The organism is Nocardia coubleae NBRC 108252, assembly GCF_001612805.1.
In the GTDB taxonomy this organism is placed as follows: domain Bacteria; phylum Actinomycetota; class Actinomycetes; order Mycobacteriales; family Mycobacteriaceae; genus Nocardia; species Nocardia coubleae.
Genome location: NZ_BDBD01000026.1, coordinates 250,297 through 274,602, shown reverse-complemented (window position 1 = coordinate 274,602; position 24,306 = coordinate 250,297). Strand labels below are relative to the sequence as shown.

Annotated in this window: 20 protein-coding genes; 4 read left to right on the top strand and 16 right to left on the bottom strand. The window is 66.9% G+C overall.

The features are described 5' to 3' along the window. Nucleotides 1–204: 204 nt before the first annotated feature. The 10 genes from NCO8_RS27490 to NCO8_RS27445 form a co-directional block, all read right to left on the bottom strand. Nucleotides 205–816 carry a DUF8020 domain-containing protein gene (locus NCO8_RS27490; protein ID WP_245655526.1) on the bottom strand — a complete coding sequence of 204 codons (612 nt, stop codon included), beginning with the start codon at nucleotides 814–816 and terminating at the stop codon, nucleotides 205–207. A 376-nt stretch (nucleotides 817–1,192) separates the two neighbouring features. Then, nucleotides 1,193–2,005, bottom strand: a complete 813-nt coding sequence (locus NCO8_RS27485) for an ABC transporter permease (protein WP_167353347.1) — start codon at nucleotides 2,003–2,005, stop codon at nucleotides 1,193–1,195. Continuing rightward, nucleotides 2,002–3,165 (bottom strand): ABC transporter substrate-binding protein, encoded by a 1,164-nt coding sequence (locus NCO8_RS27480; RefSeq protein ID WP_067643806.1) that lies wholly within the window; start codon nucleotides 3,163–3,165, stop codon nucleotides 2,002–2,004. Before NCO8_RS27480 ends, NCO8_RS27485 begins: the two co-directional genes overlap by 4 nt. After that, nucleotides 3,162–3,878, bottom strand: a complete 717-nt coding sequence (locus NCO8_RS27475) for an ABC transporter ATP-binding protein (RefSeq protein WP_067497076.1) — start codon at nucleotides 3,876–3,878, stop codon at nucleotides 3,162–3,164. The genes NCO8_RS27480 and NCO8_RS27475 overlap by 4 nt, the downstream gene beginning before the upstream one ends. Nucleotides 3,879–3,951: 73 nt before the next feature. Beyond that, nucleotides 3,952–4,581: a class I SAM-dependent methyltransferase gene (locus NCO8_RS27470; RefSeq protein ID WP_067497078.1), complete on the bottom strand. Its 630-nt coding sequence runs from the start codon at nucleotides 4,579–4,581 to the stop codon at nucleotides 3,952–3,954. 29 nt (nucleotides 4,582–4,610) lie between these two features. After that, nucleotides 4,611–6,035, bottom strand: a complete 1,425-nt coding sequence (locus tag NCO8_RS27465) for a cytochrome P450 (RefSeq protein ID WP_067643803.1) — start codon at nucleotides 6,033–6,035, stop codon at nucleotides 4,611–4,613. Next, entirely contained in the window at nucleotides 6,035–6,751 is a 717-nt protein-coding gene (locus NCO8_RS27460) for a class I SAM-dependent methyltransferase (protein ID WP_157105148.1), read from the bottom strand. Before NCO8_RS27460 ends, NCO8_RS27465 begins: the two co-directional genes overlap by 1 nt. 17 nt (nucleotides 6,752–6,768) lie before the next feature. Further along, nucleotides 6,769–9,960: a thiamine pyrophosphate-dependent enzyme gene (locus NCO8_RS27455; RefSeq protein WP_167353346.1), complete on the bottom strand. Its 3,192-nt coding sequence runs from the start codon at nucleotides 9,958–9,960 to the stop codon at nucleotides 6,769–6,771. After that, nucleotides 9,957–11,024: an aminotransferase class I/II-fold pyridoxal phosphate-dependent enzyme gene (locus NCO8_RS27450; RefSeq protein WP_067643794.1), complete on the bottom strand. Its 1,068-nt coding sequence runs from the start codon at nucleotides 11,022–11,024 to the stop codon at nucleotides 9,957–9,959. Before NCO8_RS27450 ends, NCO8_RS27455 begins: the two co-directional genes overlap by 4 nt. A gap of 20 nt (nucleotides 11,025–11,044) precedes the next feature. Further along, complete coding sequence (locus tag NCO8_RS27445; RefSeq protein WP_084457533.1) at nucleotides 11,045–12,169, bottom strand: UbiA family prenyltransferase; 1,125 nt, start codon at nucleotides 12,167–12,169, stop codon at nucleotides 11,045–11,047. A gap of 93 nt (nucleotides 12,170–12,262) precedes the next feature. On the opposite strand from NCO8_RS27445, the gene NCO8_RS27440 reads away from it, so the two are divergent. Next, nucleotides 12,263–13,123, top strand: a complete 861-nt coding sequence (locus NCO8_RS27440; RefSeq protein ID WP_067643788.1) for a haloalkane dehalogenase — start codon at nucleotides 12,263–12,265, stop codon at nucleotides 13,121–13,123. Here the strand turns inward: NCO8_RS27440 and NCO8_RS27435 are convergent. The 5 genes from NCO8_RS27435 to NCO8_RS27415 are packed head-to-tail and all read right to left on the bottom strand — an operon-like array spanning nucleotide 13,120 to nucleotide 18,719. Further along, nucleotides 13,120–14,019, bottom strand: a complete 900-nt coding sequence (locus tag NCO8_RS27435) for a bile acid:sodium symporter family protein (protein WP_067643784.1) — start codon at nucleotides 14,017–14,019, stop codon at nucleotides 13,120–13,122. The genes NCO8_RS27440 and NCO8_RS27435 overlap by 4 nt on opposite strands. 2 nt (nucleotides 14,020–14,021) lie before the next feature. Next, nucleotides 14,022–16,313 (bottom strand): carbamoyltransferase HypF, encoded by a 2,292-nt coding sequence (hypF, locus tag NCO8_RS27430; protein ID WP_067643781.1) that lies wholly within the window; start codon nucleotides 16,311–16,313, stop codon nucleotides 14,022–14,024. 10 nt (nucleotides 16,314–16,323) lie between these two features. Beyond that, nucleotides 16,324–17,340: a hydrogenase expression/formation protein HypE gene (gene hypE, locus NCO8_RS27425; RefSeq protein ID WP_067643778.1), complete on the bottom strand. Its 1,017-nt coding sequence runs from the start codon at nucleotides 17,338–17,340 to the stop codon at nucleotides 16,324–16,326. Beyond that, nucleotides 17,337–17,921 (bottom strand): cysteine hydrolase family protein, encoded by a 585-nt coding sequence (locus NCO8_RS27420; RefSeq protein ID WP_067643775.1) that lies wholly within the window; start codon nucleotides 17,919–17,921, stop codon nucleotides 17,337–17,339. Before NCO8_RS27420 ends, hypE begins: the two co-directional genes overlap by 4 nt. 42 nt (nucleotides 17,922–17,963) lie before the next feature. After that, nucleotides 17,964–18,719 (bottom strand): Lrp/AsnC family transcriptional regulator, encoded by a 756-nt coding sequence (locus NCO8_RS27415; protein ID WP_245655525.1) that lies wholly within the window; start codon nucleotides 18,717–18,719, stop codon nucleotides 17,964–17,966. A 909-nt stretch (nucleotides 18,720–19,628) separates the two neighbouring features. On the opposite strand from NCO8_RS27415, the gene NCO8_RS27410 reads away from it, so the two are divergent. The 3 genes from NCO8_RS27410 (at nucleotide 19,629) to NCO8_RS27400 (ending at nucleotide 23,623) form a co-directional block, all read left to right on the top strand. Next, nucleotides 19,629–22,895, top strand: a complete 3,267-nt coding sequence (locus tag NCO8_RS27410; protein WP_067643771.1) for a (Fe-S)-binding protein — start codon at nucleotides 19,629–19,631, stop codon at nucleotides 22,893–22,895. 117 nt (nucleotides 22,896–23,012) lie between these two features. Next, nucleotides 23,013–23,213, top strand: a complete 201-nt coding sequence (locus tag NCO8_RS27405) for a type II toxin-antitoxin system VapB family antitoxin (RefSeq protein WP_067643768.1) — start codon at nucleotides 23,013–23,015, stop codon at nucleotides 23,211–23,213. An 11-nt stretch (nucleotides 23,214–23,224) separates the two neighbouring features. Continuing rightward, nucleotides 23,225–23,623: a PIN domain nuclease gene (locus tag NCO8_RS27400; protein WP_174550370.1), complete on the top strand. Its 399-nt coding sequence runs from the start codon at nucleotides 23,225–23,227 to the stop codon at nucleotides 23,621–23,623. A 1-nt stretch (nucleotide 23,624) separates the two neighbouring features. On the opposite strand, the gene NCO8_RS27395 is transcribed toward NCO8_RS27400, so the two are convergent. Next, nucleotides 23,625–24,143 (bottom strand): YdcF family protein, encoded by a 519-nt coding sequence (locus tag NCO8_RS27395; RefSeq protein WP_067497103.1) that lies wholly within the window; start codon nucleotides 24,141–24,143, stop codon nucleotides 23,625–23,627. Nucleotides 24,144–24,306: the final 163 nt, after the last annotated feature.

Genomic DNA, 24,306 nt, shown 5'->3' with positions numbered 1-24,306 from the left:
CCCAATACCTTTCTGGTGCACAAAACACCAAGGTGGTTCCATTCCTCCCTGGTGCACAAACCACCAAGGTGGTTCCATACCTCCCTGGCGCTCAAAACACCGAGGTGGTTCCTTACGGCTGGGAGCCCACCACCTAACGAACCCCGCCCCAAACACACGAAAAACCCCGCTCCCTAACAGGAGCGGGGCTTCTACAGCGAGCCTCTACTTCGGCTTGTCAGCCCAAACAGTAGTGCCGTCCGGCGCCTGCAGCACCTGCAGCAGCTCCAGGCCGGTCACAGCCATCACCGGCCCGCCGATGGCGATCATGCCGATGATGCCGCCCGCTGCCGCGCCGACCGTCAGGCCGGGCAGGCAGCCGAGCGGAATGGTGACGACGCAACCGATAACGGCGCCGATGGCGGTGCCGACGAAGGTGCCGATGGCGGTGCCGATGCTGAACTTCGAGGAGAAGTCGTTGATCGCCTTCTGGTTCTCCTGGGCGGAGGCGATCTCCTGGCCCTGCAGGACCGGCTTGACCGCGACCGGCTGGGCCGCGATTTCGACGCCCTGGGGACGCTCCGGCGTCAGTTCGAGCACCGTGGAGTCCTTGACGACCTCAGCCTTGGTCGGGATCTCCGTGCCGGAGATCGAGAAGGCGATCGGCATGGCCATCACGACAGCGCCGGTGCTGTCCTTGATCTCGGCAACCTGGGTCTTCGGCGCTTCGGGAGTCTCCCCCTCCTGCTCCACCAGCGAGAAGGTCCCGTTCTTCACGGTGGCGACCACGGTCTTGTCGACCAGCTTCACCGAGTACTTGATGCCCTCGGGCGCCACGGGCTCAGCATGCGACGTCCCAGCGGCCACCGTCATGGCCCCGATAACCAAGGCGGCACCCGCAACGGTTTTACGGATGTTCATTGAAGTTCCTATCCATCAGGTGTGGTGCGGCGTGCGATCAAGCGACACGCGAGACTCGTCAAGCGGACGCACCCTTGTGAGATGCTCCCAACTTCTCCCCGAGCAGTGTGAAGACCGGCACAGCAGACAGAACGTCTGGAGCCTAGTAGACCGAAACCCCTGATGCCAGCACAGTTTCCAGGGGCATGGGTGAGGCTGCCCTAACCCATGCCGCCGACAGACGAGGTTTCCCATGCTCAATCACAAACACGACCCAACCGGGGCAAACATGTCAGTGACATACATCACATAATCATCGGTACGTACGGCCGTTCAGGGACCGCCCCGGCAACCTGCCCGCAAGGAAATCGACGGCGAATCCGAGCACGCCGATCACCAGGATGATGGCGACCACCTGATCGTAGGCGAGCTGGTCACGGGCATTGAGGATCTGGTACCCGAGTCCCGATCGCACACCGAGCATCTCGGCGGGCACGAGCACGATCCAGGCCGTGCCGAGCCCGAGCCGCAGCCCGGTGCGGATGTGGTCGCGCACCGCCGGAATGATGACAACGCGCAGCTGCTCGGCCCGGGTCGCGTGGAACGAGCGCGCCACGTCGAGGAAGCCGCGGTCGATGGCGTGCACCCCCGCTACCGTGTTCAGCATGATCGGCCACACGGCCGCCGCGGCGACGAGGAAGTACACCGGCTGGTTGCCGATGCCGAACACGGCGATGGCGATCGGGGTCCACGACAGCGGCGAGATCATCCGCAGGAACTGCACCACCGGCGAGGCGGCCTGTTCGATCCGCGTGCTGAGCCCGATCAGCAACCCGATCGGCACACCGAGCACGGTGGCGATCGCGAGCCCGATCAGCAATCGCCACAGGCTGATTCCCGCGTCGGAGACGAGCACACCACGTTCGTGCAGATCGGCGATGGCGGGCAGCACGTGCTGGGGCGCGGTGCGGCGCAGCAGCGAGTGTTCCGGCGAGAGCACCGTGGTCGCCGTCCACCACAGCCCGACGGTGACGAGCACGGCGAGCACCGGCGGCCACACCCTGGCCAGGACCGTGCGCGAGACGGTCGAGCCGGTTTTCGGTGGGGCTTGGGTCGTTGTAGTCACAGCATGTGCACCTGTTCAGTTCGGTCGAGGCCGGTCAGCCCGAACGCTTGTCGTCCACCCTGTGCGGCAAGGGAATTCAGCACGAAGGTGTCGTCGACGAGCTCGCTGTGCGCGCGGGCCGGGTCGAGGGTGTCGAGGAAGCCGCGGTCGCCGTCGACGACGGTCTCGTGCATCTCCTCGACCAGCCGCCGGGTGAAGCTCGGGTACGGGTAGGGCTGGAATCCCACCAGCTGCGGCGACCAGTCGGGCCGCTGGAACTGGTAGGGCGGGTTGGGGTAGGCGAGCGCGGTCCGCACCGCGGGCAAGGGTTGCGGCAGGTAGCTGCCGGTGGTGAGCGCTTCGGCGGCGCGCGGCCGGTCGGTGCCGATGCGCAGCTGCGCCGCGACCACCGCGTCGGTCACGGCCTGGACGGCGTGCGGTCGTTCGGCGATCACGTCGTCGCGGGTCACCAGCACGCAGCAGGCGTGTTCACGCCACACGTCACCGAGGAACACGTGGATGCGCCCGATCTTCTTGATCTGGGCGATGGCGTTGAACGGGTCGGCGACCACATAGCCGGAGATGGACCTGTTGGCGAGGGCGGGAACCATGTCCGACGGACTCATCACGATGAGCTCGACGGTCCGTTTTGCACGCGACGCTGTCCGGCGCACCACAGGTGTGATGTCGTGGGCGCGCAGGAGTTTCTGCAGCACGATGTTGTGGATCGACCACCAGAACGGAATGGCCACCTGGGTGCCGATCAGCTGTTCCAGCTCGGTGATGTCGGGTGCGACGGTGAGCGCCGACCCGTTGGTGTGGTTCCACCCGAGCACCCGCACGTTCGCCCCGAGCACCTGCCGCAGCTGAATCGCCATGGGCATCAACAGGTGCGCCACATCCACCTGACGGGAGACGAACGCTTCCGCCAGCCCCGACCAGCTGCGGAACATCACCGGTTTGGCGCTGCTCACCGACCCCGCGGGGTAGAGGTGTGCCGAGTGCGCGATCAGCAGCGGTGCCGCGTCGGTGATCGGCAGGTACCCGATGCGCAGCGCCTGTTCGCGCCGTTGCCCGGCGCCTGCCGCGCTGCGGACCAGGTCGGCCGAGCCGTAGAGCCCGGCGGCCGCGGTGAGCCCGGCCGCCCCGGCGAGCAGGTGCCGTCGTGAAAGCCCGCTCACGACACCACTACTTCGTCCGGGTGGTACTGCCCGAGGATATCGGCGCGCAACGCGTCGCCGCCGTCGCGCACCTCGGTCCATTCGCGCCGGATGCGGCCCTTGTCGAGCAGCACGATGCGGTCGGCCAGATCCATCGCCTCGTCCACGTCGTGGGTGATGAGCACGACCGTCGCCTCGATCTCGGTGACGAGTTCGGCCAGCCATTTCCGCAGGTCCAGGCGGGTTGCTGGGTCGAGGGCGCTGAACGGTTCGTCGAGCAGCAGCAGCCGGGGCCGGGTGGCGGCCGCACGCAGCACGGCGACGCGCTGCGCCTGCCCGCCCGACAGCTCACCGGGGTACCGCTGCGCCAGCGACCCCAAACCGAAACGGGCGAGCAGGATTTCGGGGTAGTCCTTGTCGAACTCGCGCCGGTGCGCGGCGAACCGGCCGGCGAGCGAGATGTTGTCGATGACGGTGAGCCAGGGCAGCAGCAGCGCCTGCTGGAAAACCACCCCGGTGCGCGGCCGGGCACCGTCGGTGCTCCAGCTGATGGTTCCGGTAGTCAGCTGTTCGAGTCCGGCCAGCACGCGCAGCAGCGTCGATTTGCCGCTGCCGCTCGGGCCGAGCACGGCGAGGAATTCACCGCGGTCCACGTGGAAGTCCACGTCGTCGAGCACGGTGCTTTCGCCGAATGTCTTGCCACCGCCGTCGACTTTCAGTTCCCAGATACTCAATTCGGCCGTCTCTCGAGAAAAGTGTCACCAAGGGCCGCGCGCACCGACGTCGACGCCGGTGCGCGCGGAGTGCCTACGCGCCTTTGACGCCGGTCAGGCGGGTGTACATGCCGCCGTGCAGGTAGTCGACGACCACATCGGTCAGCCGGTCACGGAAGACCTGCTCGAACGGGTGCAGCTCCCGGAAATGCGATCCGACTATGCCCGACTTCACGAAGTTGTAGCCGTTGATCGGGTACCGGCTCAGCCCCGACGTGCGCGGCAGCGCGTCGATGATGCGCACCTGGGTGCCCGGCGTGAGGTTGCCGAGCAGTTCGGCCAGCTTGTCCGACGGGTGCGGCACACAGCTGAACGCGATGCAGCTGAACAGGACGTCCACGTCCTGGTTCACGGGCAGCTCGGCGATGTCCTCGGTGAGCAGAGTGACGTTGGGCCAGTGGTTCTCCTCGACCCGCTTCTGCGCCTTGGCCAGGATGGCGGCGTTGTTGTCCACCCCGATCACGTGCCCGGTCGGCCCGACGGCGGAGAGCAGCGCGGGGAAGGCGAGACCGGTGCCGCACCCGAGGTCGGCCACCTTCTTACCGGTGAGGTCGAGTCCTTCGACCAGGCCCGGATGCAGTTTGTCGATGCCACCGAGGGACAGGAACCACGCCGTCCGGTCGTAGATGGGGGCCGCGATGTCGTACCGCTCTGCGAATTTCATGCGAATCTCTCAGATCTCTCGTCGGTGGGTTATCGGGGGGTGAGCCGGACGTTGAAGCCGCCCTTGATCATCGGCGCGAGGCCGGGGTCTTCCACGAGCTGCCAGTTCGGCGGGAGCTCGATTTTGTAGCGGCTGAAGATGAGCGCGACCAGGTACGGCGCGATGAGGTAACCGAGCTGTGCGCCGGTGCAGCGGTGCGGGCCCGCGCCCCAGGCCAGGTAGTGCAGGACGCGCGGCTGGTCGACCCGCTTGCTCTGGTCGTAGAAGCGTTCCGGGTCGAACACATCGGGGTCGGTCCACCAGCGTGGGTCGCGGTGGATCGTCGAGATCGGCACGCCGAGCATGGTGTTGGGCGCGATGTCGTAGCCCTGGTAGTTCGCGCCCCTGGCGGTGAATCGCAGCAGCAGCGGAAGGCCCTGCATGCGCATGCCTTCCTCGAAGCACGCCTTCACCCAGTGCATGCCGCGCACCGATTCGATGGTCGGCTTGGACAGGTCGACCGAACTCGCCTCTTCGACCAGCCGGTTCTTGGCTTCCTCGGCCAGGCAGGTGCGCACGACGGTCTGGGTGATGGCGCCCGCCGTCGTGCCGTAGGAGGCGCTGGTCATGGTCGCCACGTCGAAGCACAAGTCCCAGAACGTCATCGGGGTCTTGAGTTTCTTGTAGCCGGCGAGCATGCCGTCGAGCACGTCGTTGTAGGTGCCGAGCGACGGCGAGTTCTGCCGTTCGACCACCCGGTCGCGCACGATCTTGCCCGCCGAGTACACCGCCCACGGCCGGATCTTGTACCGCCCCCAGGGGCGAACCAGATTCGGCGGATCCGCGATCTTCAGCGTGGAACCGAGGAACTTCGTGAACGTCGACAGACCGTCGTGCAGATCGTGAATTTCCTTGGGCGTGAACGGTTCCGTGAAGGTCTGGGCCAGCACGCCGCGCAGCAGCGTCTGGAAGATCGCCTCCTGCAGGTCGGTCACCCCGTCGGCGTCGGTCGCGGCCGCGATATTCGACTCGAGGCTTGCCAGGTAGGCATCGGCATTGGCGTGGAAGGTGCTCTTGAGACCGTCGCGGGTCACCAGCGGGCTGACGATGCGGCGGCGCTCGCGGAACAATTCGCCCTCGATGAAGGACAATCCGTTCTGCCGCTTGGCGATCGCGGGATGGTAGTTGCCGAATTTGCTGTAGTCGCCGGAGGTGTCGCCCATCGCCGCGTGTGCGTCTTCGGGATTGGCGATCACCACCAGGTCGCGCAGCGGCAATTTGATCCGTACGACATCCCCGTACCGGCGCACCGCGTCCCGCAGGAATTTGTTGCGGTCCTTGGCGTATTCCGGATAGGAGCCCATGATCCGGTGGCCGGGCGGGCCGGGCAGGTGCCGGTTGGAGAGCCTGCGACTGGTGATTCCGGTGACGGATGGCACCTTCTCCGCCGTGGCGTGGGGACATTTTTCGGTCATCACAAACCTTTCCTCTTACGGAAGACGTGGGCACGGACCAGCCCGCCGAGGTGCCGGGCCGTGGATTCCAGTTCCAGGCCGGCGTTCTCGCAGCGCGCGAGGGTGTGTTCGACGCCGCGATCGAGTTCGACTTCCCTGGTCATGTGGGCAACGGAATCCATGCCCGCGATGGCGGCGACACCGCGGATGAGTCGCAGCCGCAGCTTCAGCAGGTTGCGCAGCAGCGGGCTGTCGGGCATGGCGAGTTCGATCAGCAGGAAGCGCCCGTCGGCGCGCAGCACGCGGACCGTTTCGGCGAGGGCGGCGGCGGGGTCGTCCATGTCGTCGAGCGCGAAACACATCACTGCGGCGTCGAAACTCGACGACGGGAAGTCGAGCGATTCCGCGCTGCCGAGGGCGAGCTGCCAGTCGTTGCTCGGCCGCTTGCGGCGCAGCCGGGCGAATTTCCGCTCGGCGACGGCGAGCATCTGCTCGTTGAGGTCGACGGCCACATACGACAGGCGCAGCGGGTACACCGCCGCCAGGGCAGCGCCGATCTCGGCCGTCCCGGCGGCGATATCGAGCACTTCCGCACCCGGCCGCAGGTCGAGCGCGCGGACGGCGCGGCGGCGCAACCGTTTGTCGCCGCCGAGGGTGAGCAGCGAGTTCACCGCGTCGTAGCGCGGTGCGATTCGGGTGAACATGGCCTGCGGGGTGGCAGGGCGTGTTCCGGCCATCGCGATCTCCTCGGGTTTCACCGGCGCGGGTCGGCGCGGCGCGCGACGCGCACCGCCTTCTCCGCGCCGAAGGCCAGCAGGGTGGACAGGGCGCCGGTGCGGGCGTTCTTGCCGTCGCGGGCCCACCCGGTGAGCAGGCCGGCGAATTGGCGGATGTGCGCGCGTCCGGCGAGTACGGGCGCTTCGGCGGCGGGGATTCTGGCGTCGATCAGCGTCGGTCCGTCGCCTGCGAGTGCGGTGCGGAAGGCGTTGCCGAACTCCTTGGCGCTGCGCACGGTTGTCGCGCGCACGCCGCAGTGCCTGGCGAACCCGGCGAAGTCGATTTCGTGGAAGCCCGACGCACGGTCGGGCCAGCCCATGATCCAGCTCTCGAATTTGATCGCGGCCAGGGCGTTGTTGTTGAACACCACGATCACCAGCGGCGAACGTACGTCGGCGGCGTTGCGCAGTTCGGCCAGGGTGATGCCGATGCCGCCGTCGCCGACGATCGCCACGGACACCTCGTCGGGGTGGCGCACGGCCACGTCGACGGCGGCGGGCACCGCGAATCCCATGGTCGCGAACGAGGCCGTCCACAGGTAGCGGTGGGCCGAGCGCACGTAGCGGTAGGCCCAGAGCGTGTTGATGCCGACGTCGACGCTCAAGGTGGACGGCTTGTCGAGGCCCGCCAGTTCGTTGTCGATGATCTGGGCCACCGTGGCGGCGCGGAGTTTGCGTGCACTCTCTCTCGGCTTGCGGCGCGGCCGTTCGGCGACCTCGGGTGCGTCGCGTTCCTCGCCGAGCAGGCCGACCAGAGCTTCGATGGTTTCCCGCGCGTCACCGAGCAGCCCGACCGAATCCGACGGCAGACGAAGGAAGGTGAGCGGATCGGTGTTCACCGAGATCACCGGATTGTGCCCGACCATCTCGAAAGCCGAACCGCGCCAAGACACTCCGACAACGATGACCAGCCCGCTACGCCGGACCCGCTGCATGGCGTCGTCGGTCCCGGAGGTGCCGACCAGTCCGGCGCAGTGTTCGCCGACCACGTCGGCCGCCAGCGCACCCATCGTGCAGTAAAGCGGACTGCCTGTGCGAGCGGCTAATTCGACGAGTTCGCGTCGCGCGCCCGCCGCCCCGCGCCCGACGATGATGGAGATGTCCTCGGCGGCGGCGATGAGTTCGGCGGCCCGCACGATGTCCTCGGGTGCGGCGGTCGCGCGGCCGGGCAGCCCGATCAACGACGGCGGGATCGCGAACGACCGCGCGCTGTCCACGAGGGCGGCGCTGGTGCGGGCGGCGATCGCGGTTCGTGTCACGTGGATGTGGGTGACGCCGCGGCCACCACCGGCGATGGTCGTGAAGGCGTCGCGCAGCCGGACCGCGTCCTGCGCACCACCGTCGAGAACCACCGAGACGGCGGCGATATCGGCGAGCACGTCGACGGGATCGAGCAACCAGGGTGTGGTCTCGACGGAGACCAGCACCACGGAGGCGTCGTCGAAGGCGGCGTCGTAGAGCCCGTTGAGCTGGCCGAGGAGTTCGGCCGGTGAGGTCACCACAGCGCAGGAGGTCGTTCCGTCGGCCTTGTACGCCGCAGTCGCCCGCATAGCCGCGGCCTGGACATCGGCGACGACATGCAGGTCCAGCTCAGCGGTGGCACCGAGCCGCGCACGGCTGTTCTTCGACAGGTACGCGGAGCCGATACCCCGGCGCGCGAGTGCCGCGAAGAGATCGGTGACGTAGTCGACGACATCCACATCCGGCGCCGGAGCGGGTCGGTCGTCCGTGAGCGCCGAGGTGAGGACGAGGGCCGGACCGTGCCGGTCCTCGCTCAGGCACGACCGCAGTTCGGTGGCGTCGCCGGCCCAGAACACCCCGATACCGAACGCCTTGGCCAGGTCGCTCACCGGCACACCGGGCTCGGCCCGGCACACCACGGTCACCGGCACGTCGTACCGTGCGGCAGTGGAGAATTCGGAGATGTACTGGTCGAGCGAGTCCAGGTCGGTGAGCGCGTAGGAGCGAGCGCCGTTCGCGAGGGCCAGACCGATGGCCAGCGGCAGCGCCGAACCCTCAGCCTCGAAATTCCAGGAACTGTGCAGGTGCGCGCGTTCGCCGAGATAGCGGCGGGCGAGTTCCCTCGTCGCCCCGGGGTCGACCGCCACCGACGCACCGGCGAGCGCGTCGGCGAGCACATCCCAGCCCTCGGGCGCGCTCGGATCTGTCGGCGCGACAGGGGCGCTCGCCGCGGCCGGGGTACCGCGCCTGCTCCACACGGCCGACACCAGCGCGTGCAAGATCTGCGGAACCTCCCCCGCGATCCCGATCCGCCGACTCTCCTCGTCGAACCCCGACGTGGCCACATCGGTGATCTCGAGCAGCAGCTCGAGCGACGGAAAGTGCCGTGCCACACCGGCGGTCGGCCTGCCGATCAACAGCACCTGCCGGGCGTCGGACTCCTCGACCGGCGGCACCGACCAGTCCGGAATCCCCGCTTCGGGCAGGGCGACGATCGGCACATCCAGCGCGTCCGCGAGCAGCAACGCACAGTCCGCGACCACCCGGCCGCCCGCGCCGAGCACGATGACACCCGGTGTGGAGCACAGGTATTCGGCCAGGTCTTCGACGCGCTTCTTGTCCACGTCGGGCGTTGTCCGTGCGCCGAACCGGTACGGGCTCTGTTGCTCGAGCCCCTCGAGGGGCGAGTTGAGCACGTCGGACGGCACGGCCAGGTGCGCTGAGGTCTGTTCGAGCCGCACCGACAGCACTGTCTGATCGAAGACGGCGAGCTGATCGGGCGAGACGATGTCGGTGGACCGCCACGTTCCGTCACGGAACAGTCGCGCCGAGTCGATCTCCTGGAACGATTTCGTGCCGATCTCGGCGCGCGCCACCTGGCCGGAGATCGCCAGCACCGGCACCCGGTCGTAGAGCCCGCCGTACACGCCGGGCAACAGGTGCGTGGCACCCGGTCCGGCGGTGCCGAAGCACACCCCGACGGTGCCCGACCCCTGCGCGTAACCGACCGCCATCCAGGCGGCCGCACTCTCGTGCCGCACCGCGATCAGCTCGATCTCCGACCGCCGTCCTACCGCGTCGACCAGGCAGTTCACCGATTCGGCAGGCATGCCGAACAGGTAGCGCACATCGTGGCCGATCAGCCGGTCGACCAGGGCGTCGGCGAACCGTGGCCGCCCGAGCACGTCGGCGCCCAGATTGGTGTTCATCTGCATGTCAGTGCCTCCACTCGTCTGTATCCCCGCGCGAGTACGTCGACGACGTCGGCGAGGTGCCCCCTGGCAGGAACCGTGATTCGGACGCCCGCGTCCGGGTAGCAGCGCACCGCGATGCCCGACTCGGCGAGGTGCGCCACGAGTGCCGCCGGGTTCGGCGTCGGCACCCAGACGAAGTTGCCGGACGAATCGGGCACGTCGATGCCGTGTCCACGGATGGCCGCGACGAAGTCCGTCCGCACCGCGATCACCGAATCGACCTGTGCCTCCAGCTCGTTCACCACGCCGAGCGAGGCGACAGCCGCGGCCACCGCGAGCCGGTTCACCCCGAACGGCATGGCCATCGACCGGCAGGCGCCGATCAGGTCACCGTGCCCGACCGCGTAACCGACCCGCAGCCCTGCCAGCCCGTACGCCTTCGAAAACGTGCGAAGCACAACCAGATTGGGGTGCTCCTCGGCCATTCGCAGGGCCGCCGACCGGTCGTTGTCCCGGTCGAATTCGATATACGCCTCATCCACCACGACGACCGTGTGGTCCGGCACTCGTGCCAGTACCTGCTCGATCTCCTCGGGCGTCACCTGTTCACCGGTCGGGTTGTGCGGTGAGCAGATCAGGAGCGCGGCCGCGTCGTCGCCCGCCGCGGCGACCATCTGCGTCAAGGGCTGCCATCGGTTCGGTGTCCCGATCACCGGCACCGCGATACCGCCCGCACCGAGGACCACCCGTTCGTAGGCGTCGAAGGCGGGCACCGCGTAGACGACCCGCCCACCGTGTCCGGCGACCCAGCGCAGCAGATAGGCGAGCACACCGACACTGCCCGGCCCGACCACGACTTGATCCGGTGTGCAGCTGGCGAATTCGGCGATGGCGCTGCGCAAATCGCCGTACGCGGCGGCAGGGTAGGCGGCCGCGTGTTCGACCTCGTCGGCGATCGCGGTGCGCACGCTCGGCAGGGGCGCGAACGGCAGCGCGTTGTTGGACAGGTCGAGCGCGGCCGCCGAGGTATCGGCCTCCTCACCGGATCGATATTCGTTCAGCAACACCGTTTCGCGCACCGCTGTCGTCCTTTCCGCCGTCACCCGATGTCTTCCTTTTTCCGGGTATCGAGTTTCAGCGCGTCCATAGCGAAAATAACCACCAAAGATCCGGCTACGACAAGCAGTGAAGTAATAGATGGATCCGCAAGCAAAACCCAGGTAGACAGATATGCTGTCGATACGATCATGTCGAATCGAAGCATGTTGTTCGCCGATTGATTGTCGTCGCGCAGGATCATCCGTGCGCCCTGCGCACATGCCACAGGGAACCAGGCCAGCGCGAACAAATACTTCGCTTCGAATTGCCCGGCGACCACCAGGAAAAGCGGACCGAGATAAACGAGAACTGTGGCGACGGCAGCAGCGACAGCCGCCTGCTGCCGTGTCGCGAATATGGTGGCGGAGGTCGACAATCCGGCTTCGCGGTCACCCTCGAAATCCGGCAGGTTCTTTACGAATCCCTTGGCGACGAACCAGAGCAACAAATACGCGGCCATGCTGAGGAAGGGCCAATTTCCCGAGATCGCCGGACCGTTCTCCACGACGGCGGGCGCCATCAGGAACGGCAATGCCACATCGAGCGCGAAGAAGACGAGCGAACCCATCGGCCGCGCCTTCATCCGCAGCGGCGGCAACGAGTACTGGTGGGCGATGAGCAGGCACAGGGCCGTGAGCAGCAGGAATGCCGGGCTCACCACGGCTGCTGCCACCAGCATCACCGCACCGGCGGCGTAGCTGCTCCGCAGCAGTCGCCGGCGACCGTACAGGCCGAGCAGGTACAGCCGGGCCGGGATGTTCTGGTTGTCCTCCGCGATATCGGAATAGGCATTGAACAGATTCGCCACGGCGCTGTAGAGGAATGTGACGAAGAAGCCGAGCAGAACGTCGATACCCATCGGCACGTTCAGCAGTACACAACCCAGATAAAACGCGAGCATGCCGGGCAGACAGGTGCGCGGCCGCGCGAACGAGAGAAACAGGCCGACCCGTTCCACCGTGCCCGTGGTGAACCCGTCGGACGAGTTCACCCAGTCGATTCTTTTCTCCGCCGATTTATGCAGGAATTCGTCAAGCGTCGGTTCAGGAATTGTTCCAGTCACAATCAAAGCCCACTCGTCACCCGTTTGCGGCCCGGCCGCGGAAGAGGCGGCTGGGGCGACCATACCCGAGTTCGGAAAAGAGCGGCAGTGTGTGCAACCGGCGCTTTCTCCGGTTGCACACACCGGTCGTTTCACAAATGGGGTATAGGTTTCCCTATGCTGATCGACTTCGTGCCCGACAAGAACCTCTATCCCTTCGAGTCACGCTGGTTCGACTCGTCCGCAGGCCGTGTCCACTACATCGATGAGGGATCGGGGCCGACAATTCTGTTCTGCCACGGCGTCCCCGCCTGGAGCTTCCTCTACCGCCACGTCATCGCCGAGCTGCGCACCAGGTACCGGTGCGTCGCCGTCGACTATCTCGGCTTCGGCTTGTCCGAGCGGCCCGAGGGTTTCGGCTACACCGTCGCCGAGCACACCGGCATCCTCGGCGAGCTCATCGACCACCTCGGCCTCGACGACTACGTGCTGATGGGGCACGACTGGGGTGGCCCGATCGGCTTGGGCGCCAGCATCCCCCGAGCGGACCGCCTACGCGGAATCGTGCTGGGCAACACCATCTTCTGGCCCATCGAGGCGATGGCGAACCGCCTCTTCGCCCAGGCCATCCGCACCGGACCGATGCAGCGGCGGGTACTCGAGCAGAACTTCCTCGTCGAGCGCGTGTTGCTGTCGGAGCTCGGTAAGACGTTGACCCCGGCCGAGATCGACCACTACCGGTTGGTGCAGCCGTCGCCGCAGGCCCGCAAGGGTCTCGCGGTGATCGCCAAGCAGATCGTCGACGCCCGACCACTGATGACTCAACTCGCCCGCGACGTGCCGGCGGTCCTCGCCGACAAGCCGACGCTGCTGGTCTGGGGCATGCGCGACATGGTGTACCGACCCAAGGCCCACATCCCCCGCATGGTGTCGACCTTCACCGACGTGGAGGTCGTCGAGCTGCCGCAGGCCCGCCAGTTCATCCAGGAACACGCGCCCGTCGAGATCGCCGAAGCCATCGCCAAACGGTTCCCCTAGGGCAGTGCGGTCGCGGCGACCGGCGCGGGCGCATCCGATACCGCGCGGGATCGCCGCGCCAGCAGGAACGCCGCGACCGCCGCCGGCCCGCCCATCACGATCCCGTAGGTGGCGGCGGGCACCGCCATCGCCTCGCTGCCGAGCGCCGACACCGCGACCGCGATGGCCAGCGTCGCGTTGTGGATGCCGATCTCCATGGACGAGGCGATGGCCTGCCGGATATCGACCCCGAACCAGCGGGGCACGTAATAGCCGACTGCCAGGCTCAGCACCGACAGCAGCACGGTGATCGCGCCGAGCTTGCCGAAGTTCGCACGCAGCGTGTCGAATTCGGACCCGACGGCCACGCCCACCGCCATGACCAGCACCACCATGGAACCGAGTTTCACCGGTTTACCCATCCGGTCGGCGAACGCGGGCCGTGCGTGCCTGATCCACATCCCGACGGCCACCGGCACCAGCACGATGACGATCACCTGTACCAGCTTGGCCGGTTGCAGCCCGACCGAGGCGTCACCGTCCATGAACGCCGCCACCGACAGGGTGATCACGATCGGCATGGTGAACGCCGCGATCACCGAGTTGATCGCGGTGAGCATGATGTTGAGCGCCACATCGCCACCGGCGAGGTGGCTGAACAGGTTGGCCGAGGTGCCGCCCGGCGAGGCGACGAGCAGCATCATGCCGACCGCGAGCACTCCGGTGAGCCCGAAGGCGAGCACGAGCAGCACACAGATCAGCGGCAGCACCACGAGCTGGCAGACGAGGGCGACGGCCGCCGCTTTCGGATGGCGGACCACCCGCCGGAAGTCGTCCGGTGTCAGGGTGAGTCCGAGGCCGAGCATCACCACCACGAGCGCGATCGGCAGCACCACCGCGAATTGCGAAGAACCCATCATCACTCCTGTTTCGCCCGGTCGGCCACCAGCAACTGCCCGAGGGCGATCCCACCGTCGTTCGGCGGAACCTGCCGATGGCTGTACACCGCCAGTCCGGCGCGTTCGAGCATCACCATGCAGTTGACCAGCAGGAACTCATTGAGGAACACGCCGCCGGAGAGCACCACCTGCCGAATACCGTTGGTGTCGGCCAGGTTCCGGCACTGCCGGACGACCATGGCGACGACTCCGCTGTGGAACCGCCTGCTGATCTGTTCGAGCGGGGCCCCCACGGCCAGGTCGGCCGCGATCGCACGGATGACCGGCCGGTGGTCGACTTCTCCTGCGGTATAGCCGAATTCGTATCCGTCGACGAGCGTGAGGTCGCGATCGAGCAGACCCTCGAGTTCGATCGGGCCCTGCGCCTCGTATTCGGCGCGCGAACACACGCCGAGCAGAGCCGCTACCGCGTCGAACAACCGACCCATACTCGTCACCTCGGGCGAGTTGATGCCACGGGCGCACATGGTCGCGTAGACATGTCTGCGGTCGTCATCGAGCGTTGCGAGCACCGAAAAGGCCTGCACCGCAGCATCGATGGACCCGAACGCGTCGACAGCGACAGCGACGCCCGTCCGGATCGGTTCGCGCACAGCCTGATCGCCACCGATCAGGGCCACCCGCCGCAGACGCGCTGCCCGTTCGACCTTGCCGTAGTCACCGACCAGGAACTCACCACCCCAGATGGTGCCGTCCGTGCCGTACCCGGCGCCGTCGAACACCACACCGATCGCGGGTCCGTCGAGCTTGTTCTCCGCCATGCAGGCCGCCATGTGCGCATGATGGTGCTGCACCGCGATCGGTTCACCTGTCTCACCGATACCGCTGTGGCCCATATTGATCCGGAAGTCCGGGTGCATGTCGTACACCCCGGCCTCGGGTCGCAGGTCGTACAGCGAGGCCAGGTGAGCAGCGGTGCGGCGGTGCGATTCGAACGTCTCGTCGTTCTTCAGATCACCGATGTGCTGGCTCAGATACACCCGCGGGCCGGCCGACAGCGCGACCGTCGTCTTGAGTTCGGCGCCATAGGCGACCAGCGGCCGCAGCGGACGACCCACCTCCACCGGGTACGGCGCGTACCCGCGCGCTCGGCGCAGGAAGGTCAGCAGTGGCCCGTCCAGATCCGGGTGGATCGATACCCGGACCACGGAATCGTCCACCCTGGACTCGATGTCGCGGTCGTGGTACAGAATCGCGTCCGCGATCTCGAACAGGTGCGCCAGCGCGTCCTCATTGCGGTGCACGATGGGGTATCCCGACACATTGCCGCTGGTCATCACGAGCACGTCGGTGTCGGCCTCGTCGAGCAGCAGGTGGTGATGCGATGCCGAGGGCAGCATCACCCCCAGGTTCGGATTCCGTGGCGCGACACTCTCCGGTACCGCACCAGTACGCTTGCGTGCCAACAGGATCGGCCGAGCAGGCGAACGCAGCACCTGCTCCTCCGCAGGCGACAGTTCGACGATCCGGTGCGCCGTGTCCAGATCCCGCACCATCACCGCGAACGGTTTCGAATCGCGCCGCTTGCGCTTGCGCAGCAGCGCCACCGACGCGGCATTCATCGCATCGACGGCCAGATGGAAACCGCCGACACTCTTCACCGCGACGATCCGACCGTCCGACAGCTCACGCACACTCCGGCTCAACGCGTCCTCGTGCACCGTCCCGTCGGGGTAGGCGAGCAACAGCCTCGGCCCACAGTCCGCGCAGGCGTTCGGCTGTGCGTGGAACCGCCTGCTCATCGGATTCCGGTATTCCGCATCGCAATTCGCGCACATCGTGAACGCGTGCATGGTGGTCTGCGATCGGTCGTAGGGCAACGCCCGGATGATCGAATACCGTGGTCCGCAGTTGGTGCAGTTGATGAACGGGTAGCGATAGCGCCGATCGGCCGGGTCGCGCAGCTCGGCCAGACAGTCCGCACACACGTGGGTGTCGGCGGGGACGAGCGCCACCTTCTGCCCCGTGTGCTCGCTGTGCACGATCTCGAAACTCGACGCGTCCGACCCGCCCGCCACCCGGCTCAGCGTCAGCACCCGGTCCACCCGAGCCAGCTCGGGCGCCCGGTCGGCCAGCTCGGCGCAGAACAATTCCAGCGCGACCTCGGCGCCGCTCGCCTCGACGAGCACGCCCTCGGGATCGTTGCGCACCCAGCCCGAGAGCTGCCGTTCGCGGGCGAGTTTGTAGACGAACGGGCGGTAGCCCACGCCCTGCACGACCCCGGTGACCCTGATCTGCCAGGTGGCGGTCATGGCAACCCGGTCAGCACAGGCGGGGCAGCTCGGCGCCCCGCAGCGGTTGCAGTGTCGATTCGCGTCCGTCGGCGTCGCGCAACACGACCGCGGCGCCGTCCCGGCCGGTCACCTCGCCGATCACCGTGGCGTGCCTGCCGTACTCGTGCCCGCGCAGTGCGGCCACGATGTCGGGGGCGGCGGCCGGGTCGGCGAAGATCGCCAGGCAGCCCTCGTTGGCGCAGTTCAGCGGGTTGATGCCGAGCATGTCCGCCGCCATCGCGGTCTCGTGCTGGATGGGCAGCGACTGCTCATGGATGGTGATGGCCTTGCCCATGCGGCCCGCGTATTCGTGCAGCACCGCCGAGAGGCCACCGCGCGTCACGTCACGCATCGACCGCACCGCCTCACGCGGCACCGCCGCGAAGACGCTGTCGATCATCAGGTTGAGCGGCGCGCAGTCGCTGAGCACCCGGCTCTCGAAGCCGAGCCCCTCCCGGATGGAGAGCAGGTGCACCGTGTGGTTGCCGATCGGGCCCGACAGGATCACCGCGTCGCCGGGGCGGACCGCGTCCATCCGCAGCGGTTCGCGCAGGAAGAACCCGACACCACTGGTGTTGAGGTACAGCTGATCGGCCTCGCCCGCCCGCACCACCTTCGTGTCACCGCACACGATCTGCACCCTCGCCTCGCGCGCGGTCTCGCGCACCGACGTGAGCACGCGCTCGAGCTGGTCGAAGGACAATCCGGCCTCGAGAATGAGCCCGAGGGTGAGATAGCGCGGCACCGCACCCGAGACGGCCAGGTCGTTGACCGTGCCGCAGACCGCGATCTTGCCGATGTCGCCGTTGCCGAAGAACGGCGGGTCGACCACGAAACTGTCGGTGGTCATCGCGATCCGGTCGCCCTCCACGGGCAGGACCGCGCTGTCCTCCATCTCCCCCACGTACACATCGCCGAGGGTGCGGGCGATGAAGTCGACCAGCTCGCCCGACAGCACCGCGCCGGTGCCGTGGTCGAGCTGGATGTGCTGCGTGGCCACGGTCATGGTGTCTTGGTCTCCTTGCGCGGGATGCCGCCGGTGGTGTCGATGAGCCGCAGGATCTCGGCGGAGTCGGCGACGGTGGCGCAGTAGCTCTCCAGCCAGTCCAGCGCCCGCGCCCGGTCGGCCTCCTGCGCCGAGAACACGCAGTCGCCGGGCACCGCGACGATGTAGCCGCGGAAGAAGGCGTCGGCGGCGGTGGTCTGGATACAGATCTGGGTCTGCAGACCGATCAGCACCAGCGCTTCCACGCCCTCGGCTTGGAGCCGGTCGTGCAGGTCGGTTTCGTAGAAGCCGCTGTCCTTGCTGCGTTCCTGGATCACGTCGTCGGGGTCGACGAATTCGCGGATCACCTCGGCGCCGGGAGTTCCGCGCAGTGCCGGTACGCGGCCGTCGTAACGCTCGGCCAGCGGGTCGTCGGGCTGATTCAAAAGTTGCAGGTGATAAACCGTGCAGCCCCGCTTGCGCATCTCGGTCAGGAATTCGTTCACCCGCGGCGTCGCAGCCGCGATAGCGGCTTCCCGCTCGGGATTCTTCCCGACGATGTCGTATTGCAATCCACTGGTGACAACGGCGATTTTGGACATGCCGATCCTTAGGTCCGTAAGAATGGGAAACAGTTCGGAAATTCAGGCCGAACGGGCGCCCGGCGAATTACCGTACGCATTATCGGAAGCGGCTTGCAGGGCCTGGGCGATATTCGCCCAATTGGCCGCGCATTGATTGGCGAGTTCGATCACATGGTAGGAGGAATGGGGTCGCACGAATTCGACGATCTTCTCGGCGTCGCCCGCGTTCACCGCGTGCTGATGCAGCCACCGCAGCAATTCGCGCCCGCCGACGCTCATCCGCAGCGCCGGGTCGCGCGAGAGCACGGCGAGCAGGGCGTCGAGGTCCACCTGCTTCTTGTGCGGTGTCGGCGCGAGCCGGTCGTTGTCCGGCGGTCCACCGGGCACCGGAGCCCTGGTGTCGTCGGGTTGGACGAGCGGGCCCATGCCGCTTTCCAGCCGGGCCCGGACATCGCGAACGGTCGACGGTGAGAGGCCCACTTCGCGGGCGATGGAACGCAGCGAGGCATCGGGGCGGGCCAGCAGGAGTTCGGCGGCCGTTTTGCGCGCCGAATTCGTGTCGACCGGCCGGAGCCTGCCGTCACTGCCGAGCCGATGACTCGCTTGCGACGTATCACCGGTACCGCTTCTGATCGACGCCACAGTTTTCGCGGAGAGCCCCGCAGCGGTGGCGATCGACCGATTCGACCAGTGCGGATGGGAACGGATGATGCGTTCCGCCGCGGCCCGGCGATCGGCCAGCGACAGGGGCAGGCCGTGCCGCACATTCTCCTGCACGCCGAGAATGAACGCCAATTCTTCGGAACCATCGACCATATACGCGTCGATGTGCGTGAGGCCTTTACGTAGCGCCGCATTCGTCCGGTGAAATCCGTCGATGATCCGATTCGTCGGACGATGGACGAGAATGGGCGGCAAAGGCCATTCTGCCTCGACCAGCCGCTCGATATGAGCGGGGTCCTCCCCTTCGAATCGGGGGGAGCCCGCCATGACGAGCGAGGCGATTTCCACAGACTGTTTTACCCGGTTGGATTTCAGCGGGCGATTCACCTATCAAGCCCCCCAGTCTTTCAAGCTGTGCATCGATATCAAGATCAAGAGCCGCGTAAAAAAATATCGCAGTGAGTCAATTCGGGCAAGTGTTCGATCCGAGACCCTCGCCCACGGTCGACGCGCCGGTCAGGGCCCCGCGGCGCTCCGCCCGACCGACCGGTAACCAACCGACCTGACGGTGTCCAACTGGTGAAACCCACAGTTGGACAAGCCCCTTCGTGCCTCGATGTCACGATCCGTCCGGCTGGCGCGCCGAGAATAGAATGGTCTATGCAACTCACAGCCGTGAGCACCCTCAGGTGAGAATGCGAATTCGCCGGGAAATTATTTCCGCAGACCGAACAAACTGGACGATAGATTAATTCCATCTTGTTTCACATCGCGGCCGAGCGCAGACCCCCGCCCACGAACCCCGGCCGTCGCGCCCGTCGCCATGCAAGCCCCATCGACACGCGGGCCGTTTCGCGTCGATCCCGGAACGGGCCGTAACAGGCATGCGCCAAATCAACCCCTGAACTGCAACGTTAGGATGATCCTCAGCTCCGGGAAGACATCGAAGCTACCCACCGGTAACATAGAATCCATACCCCTACTGGCGGGTAACTTGGACCGTACTATGATGCGACCTGGGACGAGCGGCACCGCGTCGCTTCGTGAACGAAAGGCCACAGCATGAGCCCCATATCTTTGACGTTGGGCATCATCTCCATTCTGGTCGGTGTCCCCGCGTGGATCGGGTTCGGCCTCGCCATCCGGAAGATGGCTCGGACGATCATGCTCGGGCAGCCCGCCCCCGACCGGTTCACTCCGTTCGTGCCGCGGTTCGCCACCATGATCAAGGAGTTCGCCGCGCACACGCGCATGGTGAAATTCCGGACCGTCGGCTGGGCGCACTGGCTCGTCATGGTCGGCTTCATGCTCGGCTTCGTCACGGTCTTCCAGGCGCAGGGGCAGATCTTCAGCCCCACGTTCACCTGGCCGCTGGTCGGTAACACCTTCGTCTACCACCTGCTCGACGAACTGCTCGCCCTCGGCACCATCATCGGTGCGATCGTGCTGATCGTCATCCGTCAGCTGAACCACCCCCGCGTCCCCGCCCGGCAGTCGCGCTTCTCCGGCTCCAACTTCTTCGCCGCCTACTTCGTCGAGCTCATCGTGCTCGTCGAGGGCATCAGCATGCTCGGCGCGAAGTCCCTCGTCCTGGCCTACACCGGCGAATCCCACGCCAGCAGCGACTTCGTCAGCATGCACATCGCCTCGGTGCTGCCCGCCAGCGCGGAAGCGGTGTCGGTGTTCGCCTTCTTCAAGCTGATGGCCGCGCTGGTCTGGGTCGTCGTGGTCAGCCGCAACGTCAACTGGGGCGTCGCCTGGCACCGTTTCGCCGCGTTCCCCAACATCTACTTCAAGCGTGAGGCCGACGGCGGCGTCGCCCTCGGCGCCGCCAAGCCGATGATGTCGGACGGCAAGGTCCTCACCATCGAGAACGTCGACCCCGACACCGACACCCTCGGCGCGGGCAAGATGGAGGACTTCTCCTGGAAGGGCTGGCTGGACTTCACCACCTGCACCGAGTGTGGTCGCTGCCAGTCGCAGTGCCCCGCCTGGAACACCGGTAAGCCGCTCTCGCCCAAGCTGCTCATCATGTCGCTGCGCGACCACGGCTACGCCAAGGCGCCCTACCTGCTGGCCGGCGGCCGCAAGGACATGGGCGGCGACGAGATCGGCCTGGTCGACGCCGACGGCAAGCCCGACGAGGCCAAGCTGGCCGAGATCACCGAGGAAGCCCGCGCCGAGGCCGAGCGCCCGCTCGTCGGCGGCGAGGACGTGCACGGTGTGATCGACCCCGAGGTGCTGTGGAGCTGCACCACCTGTGGTGCCTGCGTGGAGCAGTGCCCCGTCGACATCGAGCACGTCGACCACATCATCGACATGCGCCGCTACCAGGTGCTGATCGAGTCGGAGTTCCCCTCCGAGCTCGCCGGTCTGTTCAAGAACCTGGAGAACAAGGGCAACCCGTGGGGTCAGAACTCCAAGGACCGCCTGAACTGGATCAAGGAAGTCGACTTCGACATCCCGGTCTTCGGTAAGGACGCCGACAGCTTCGACGGCTACGAATACCTGTTCTGGGTCGGTTGCGCCGGCGCCTACGAGGACCGCGCCAAGAAGACCACCAAGGCCGTCGCCGAACTCCTCGCCACCGCGGGCACCAAGTTCATGGTGCTCGGCGCCGAGGAGACCTGCACCGGTGACTCGGCTCGACGCGCGGGCAACGAGTTCCTGTTCCAGCAGCTGGCGATGCAGAACATCGAGGTCATCAACTCGGTGTTCGAGGGTGTCGAGCAGTCGAAGAAGAAGATCGTCGTCACCTGTGCGCACTGCTTCAACGCGCTCAACAACGAGTACCCGCAGGTCGGTGGCACCTACGAGGTCGTGCACCACACCCAGCTGCTGAACCGCCTGGTGCGGCAGAAGAAGCTGGTCCCGGTGGCCACGGTGTCGCAGAACATCACCTACCACGACCCCTGCTACCTCGGTCGCCACAACAAGATCTACAACGCGCCGCGTGAGCTGATGGAAGCCTCCGGTTCGACCCTGGTCGAAATGCCGCGCCACGGCGAACGTTCCATGTGCTGTGGTGCCGGTGGCGCCCGCATGTGGATGGAGGAGCAGCTCGGCAAGCGCATCAACGTCGACCGTGTCGACGAGGCGCTGTCCACCAACCCGACCAAGATCGCCACGGGTTGCCCGTTCTGCCGCGTCATGCTCAACGACGGCGTCACCGCGCGGCAGGAGCAGGGCCAAGGCGAGGGCGTCGAGGTCGTCGACGTGTCGCAGCTGATGCTCGACTCGATCACCCGCATCGACGCCGCCGAGCTGTCGGCGAACCTGCTCGTCGTCCAGGAGCCGAAGGCCGAACCCGAGCCGGAGCCCGAACCCGAGCCGGAGCCGGTCGCCGAAGCCCCCGCCGAAGCTGCCCCCAAGGCCGCGCCGGCCGGTGGCGGACTCGGCATGAAGGGTGCTGCCAAGGCTCCCGGTGGTGGACTCGGCATGAAGGGTGCCGCCAAGGCTCCCGGTGGCGGTCTCGGCATGAAGGGTGCCGCCAAGGCGCCCGGTGCGAAGGCCCCTGCCGCCGAAGCGGAGTCGGCCCCGGCCGCGCCCGCCAAGGGTCTCGGCATGAAGGGCGGGGCGAAGGCTCCCGGTGGCGGACTCGGCATGAAGGGCGGCGCCAAGGCTCCGGGTGCGAAGGCGCCCGCTACCGATGCTCCGGCTGCCGAATCGGCCCCCGAGACCACCGCTCCCCCGGTCAAGGGCCTCGGCATGAAGGGTGGCGCCAAGGCACCCGGTGGCGGACTCGGCATGAAGGGCGGCGCGAAGGCGCCCGGTGCCAAGGCTCCTGCCGCTCCGGCCGCCGATGCGGCTCCGGCTGCTGATGCGGCTCCGGCTGCAGAAGCGCCCGCCGAAGCTGCTGCCACGGAGACCAAGCCCACGGTCGCCGCCAAGGGACTCGCGATGAAGTCCGGCTTCAAGCGCCCCGGCCCCAAGGCTCCGGGCGCCCCGAAGCCCGCGGAATCGGCACAGGCCCCCGCCGCCCCGGCCGCGGAGCCCGCGACCGAGTCCGCAGCGGCCCCCGAAGCCCCTGCCGCCGAATCGGTTTCGGCCCCCACCGAAACCAAGCCGACCGTCGCCGCCAAGGGACTCGCCATGAAGTCGGGCTTCAAGCGCCCCGGCCCGAAGGCCCCCGGCACCCCCAAGCCGGCGGAACCGGCAGCGGCCCCCGCCGAACCGGAAGCCCCGGCTGAGCCCAACGCCCAGGAAGACACGGCCCCCGAGCCCACACCTTCCAACGGCAACGGCACCCCACCGGTGGCCCCGCCGACCGCCAAGCCCGGCGGCCTCGGCTTCAAGTCCGGAGCAAAGGCCCCCGGCCGCAAGAACTGACAACTGAACACCCAGTGAGGCGCGGATTCCAAGAATCCGCGCCTCACTGCTGTTTACGGGGCACTGCCAGGCCCTGATATCATCGAAGTCAGAGTTTTGATATCTGGAGGTTGCTGTATGTCCCGAACCTTGATCGACATCGACGACCATGCCTTGAGCCTGGCCGCAGAAGAGTTGGGGACGAAAACCAAGGTGGCGACGGTCAACGCCGCACTACGCGAGGTCGCGAACCGACGTGCCGTGGCGAAGATGCTCCAGCATCTGCGCGATACCGGCACCGACTTGTCACCGGAGGGAATGCAGGCGGCCTGGCGCTGAGGACGACGTTCATGTTGGCGGACAAGTCCGCCTTCGAGTGGGTCCTCCGGGACCCCGCAGCCGCAGCGGATTTCCACGCTGTCACAAGCACGCCGGGAGCACTTGTCGCCGCATGCCATCTCACCGCCCTCGAGATCGGGTATTCGGCGCGAACGCTGTCCGATTACAACGAACGGATCGGCCTGCAGAAGTCGCTGGTATGGCTGCCGGTCACCGAGGAAGTAATGGATCGCGCACTTGCCGTGCAGGGTCTGCTGGCCGAACGTGGTGCCCATCGAATTCCTATCCCGGACTTGATCATCGCAGCGACAGCGGAGGTCCACGGAGCGACCGTGATGCATGTGGACAACAACTATCAGACGATCGCCGAGGTAACAGATCAGCCGCATCACCGGCTGTCGACCAGTTGATTCAGCAGTCGGCGAACCAGGCCTTGACGTAGCCCGCGGATTGGTAGACGTAGTCCCAGGCCCAGCGGGCGGGTGACAGGTGGGGGCGTGGGTCGACGAAGAGGAGTTCGCCGGGCCAGCATTTGCCGAGGATGTAGCGTGCGCGGGAGATGTGGGGTGTGAAGGTGACGACGATGACGCGATCCCAGTCGGCACCGAGACGGGCGAGGGCGCGGCCTTCCCCGAGTGTGGTCCGCGGACTCGGATCGAAACAGATCACCTCGAACGAATAACCCCCGTGGCAGATCCGATTCACCATCGCACTGCGCTCATACGGATCCGATATCAACACCCGCGGCGCGAATCCCTCTGCGGCCAACCGCAACCCGAGCTCTTCCCGCCCGTCATGCGCCCCACCGAGCACAAGAATCGCATCGGCCCCCCTAGGTTCGTCCACCCGAGGACGCACATACACCGGCCACAACACCACTACAACCAGCATCACGGCAACCAGCCCACCCACCACCAGCTTCCGGCGCATCCGCCGATGGTACGGCGAACCTCCGTTCCGCCTGGACAACCCGGGTCGAGGCTCAGGTGCCCGCGTCGACCATGACATCAATGCACACCCGCGAACCGAAGCATGCACAGTCCACCGACCAGTCACCGCAGGTAGAAGCCCCGTGAAGCGGGAGAGCGAACTC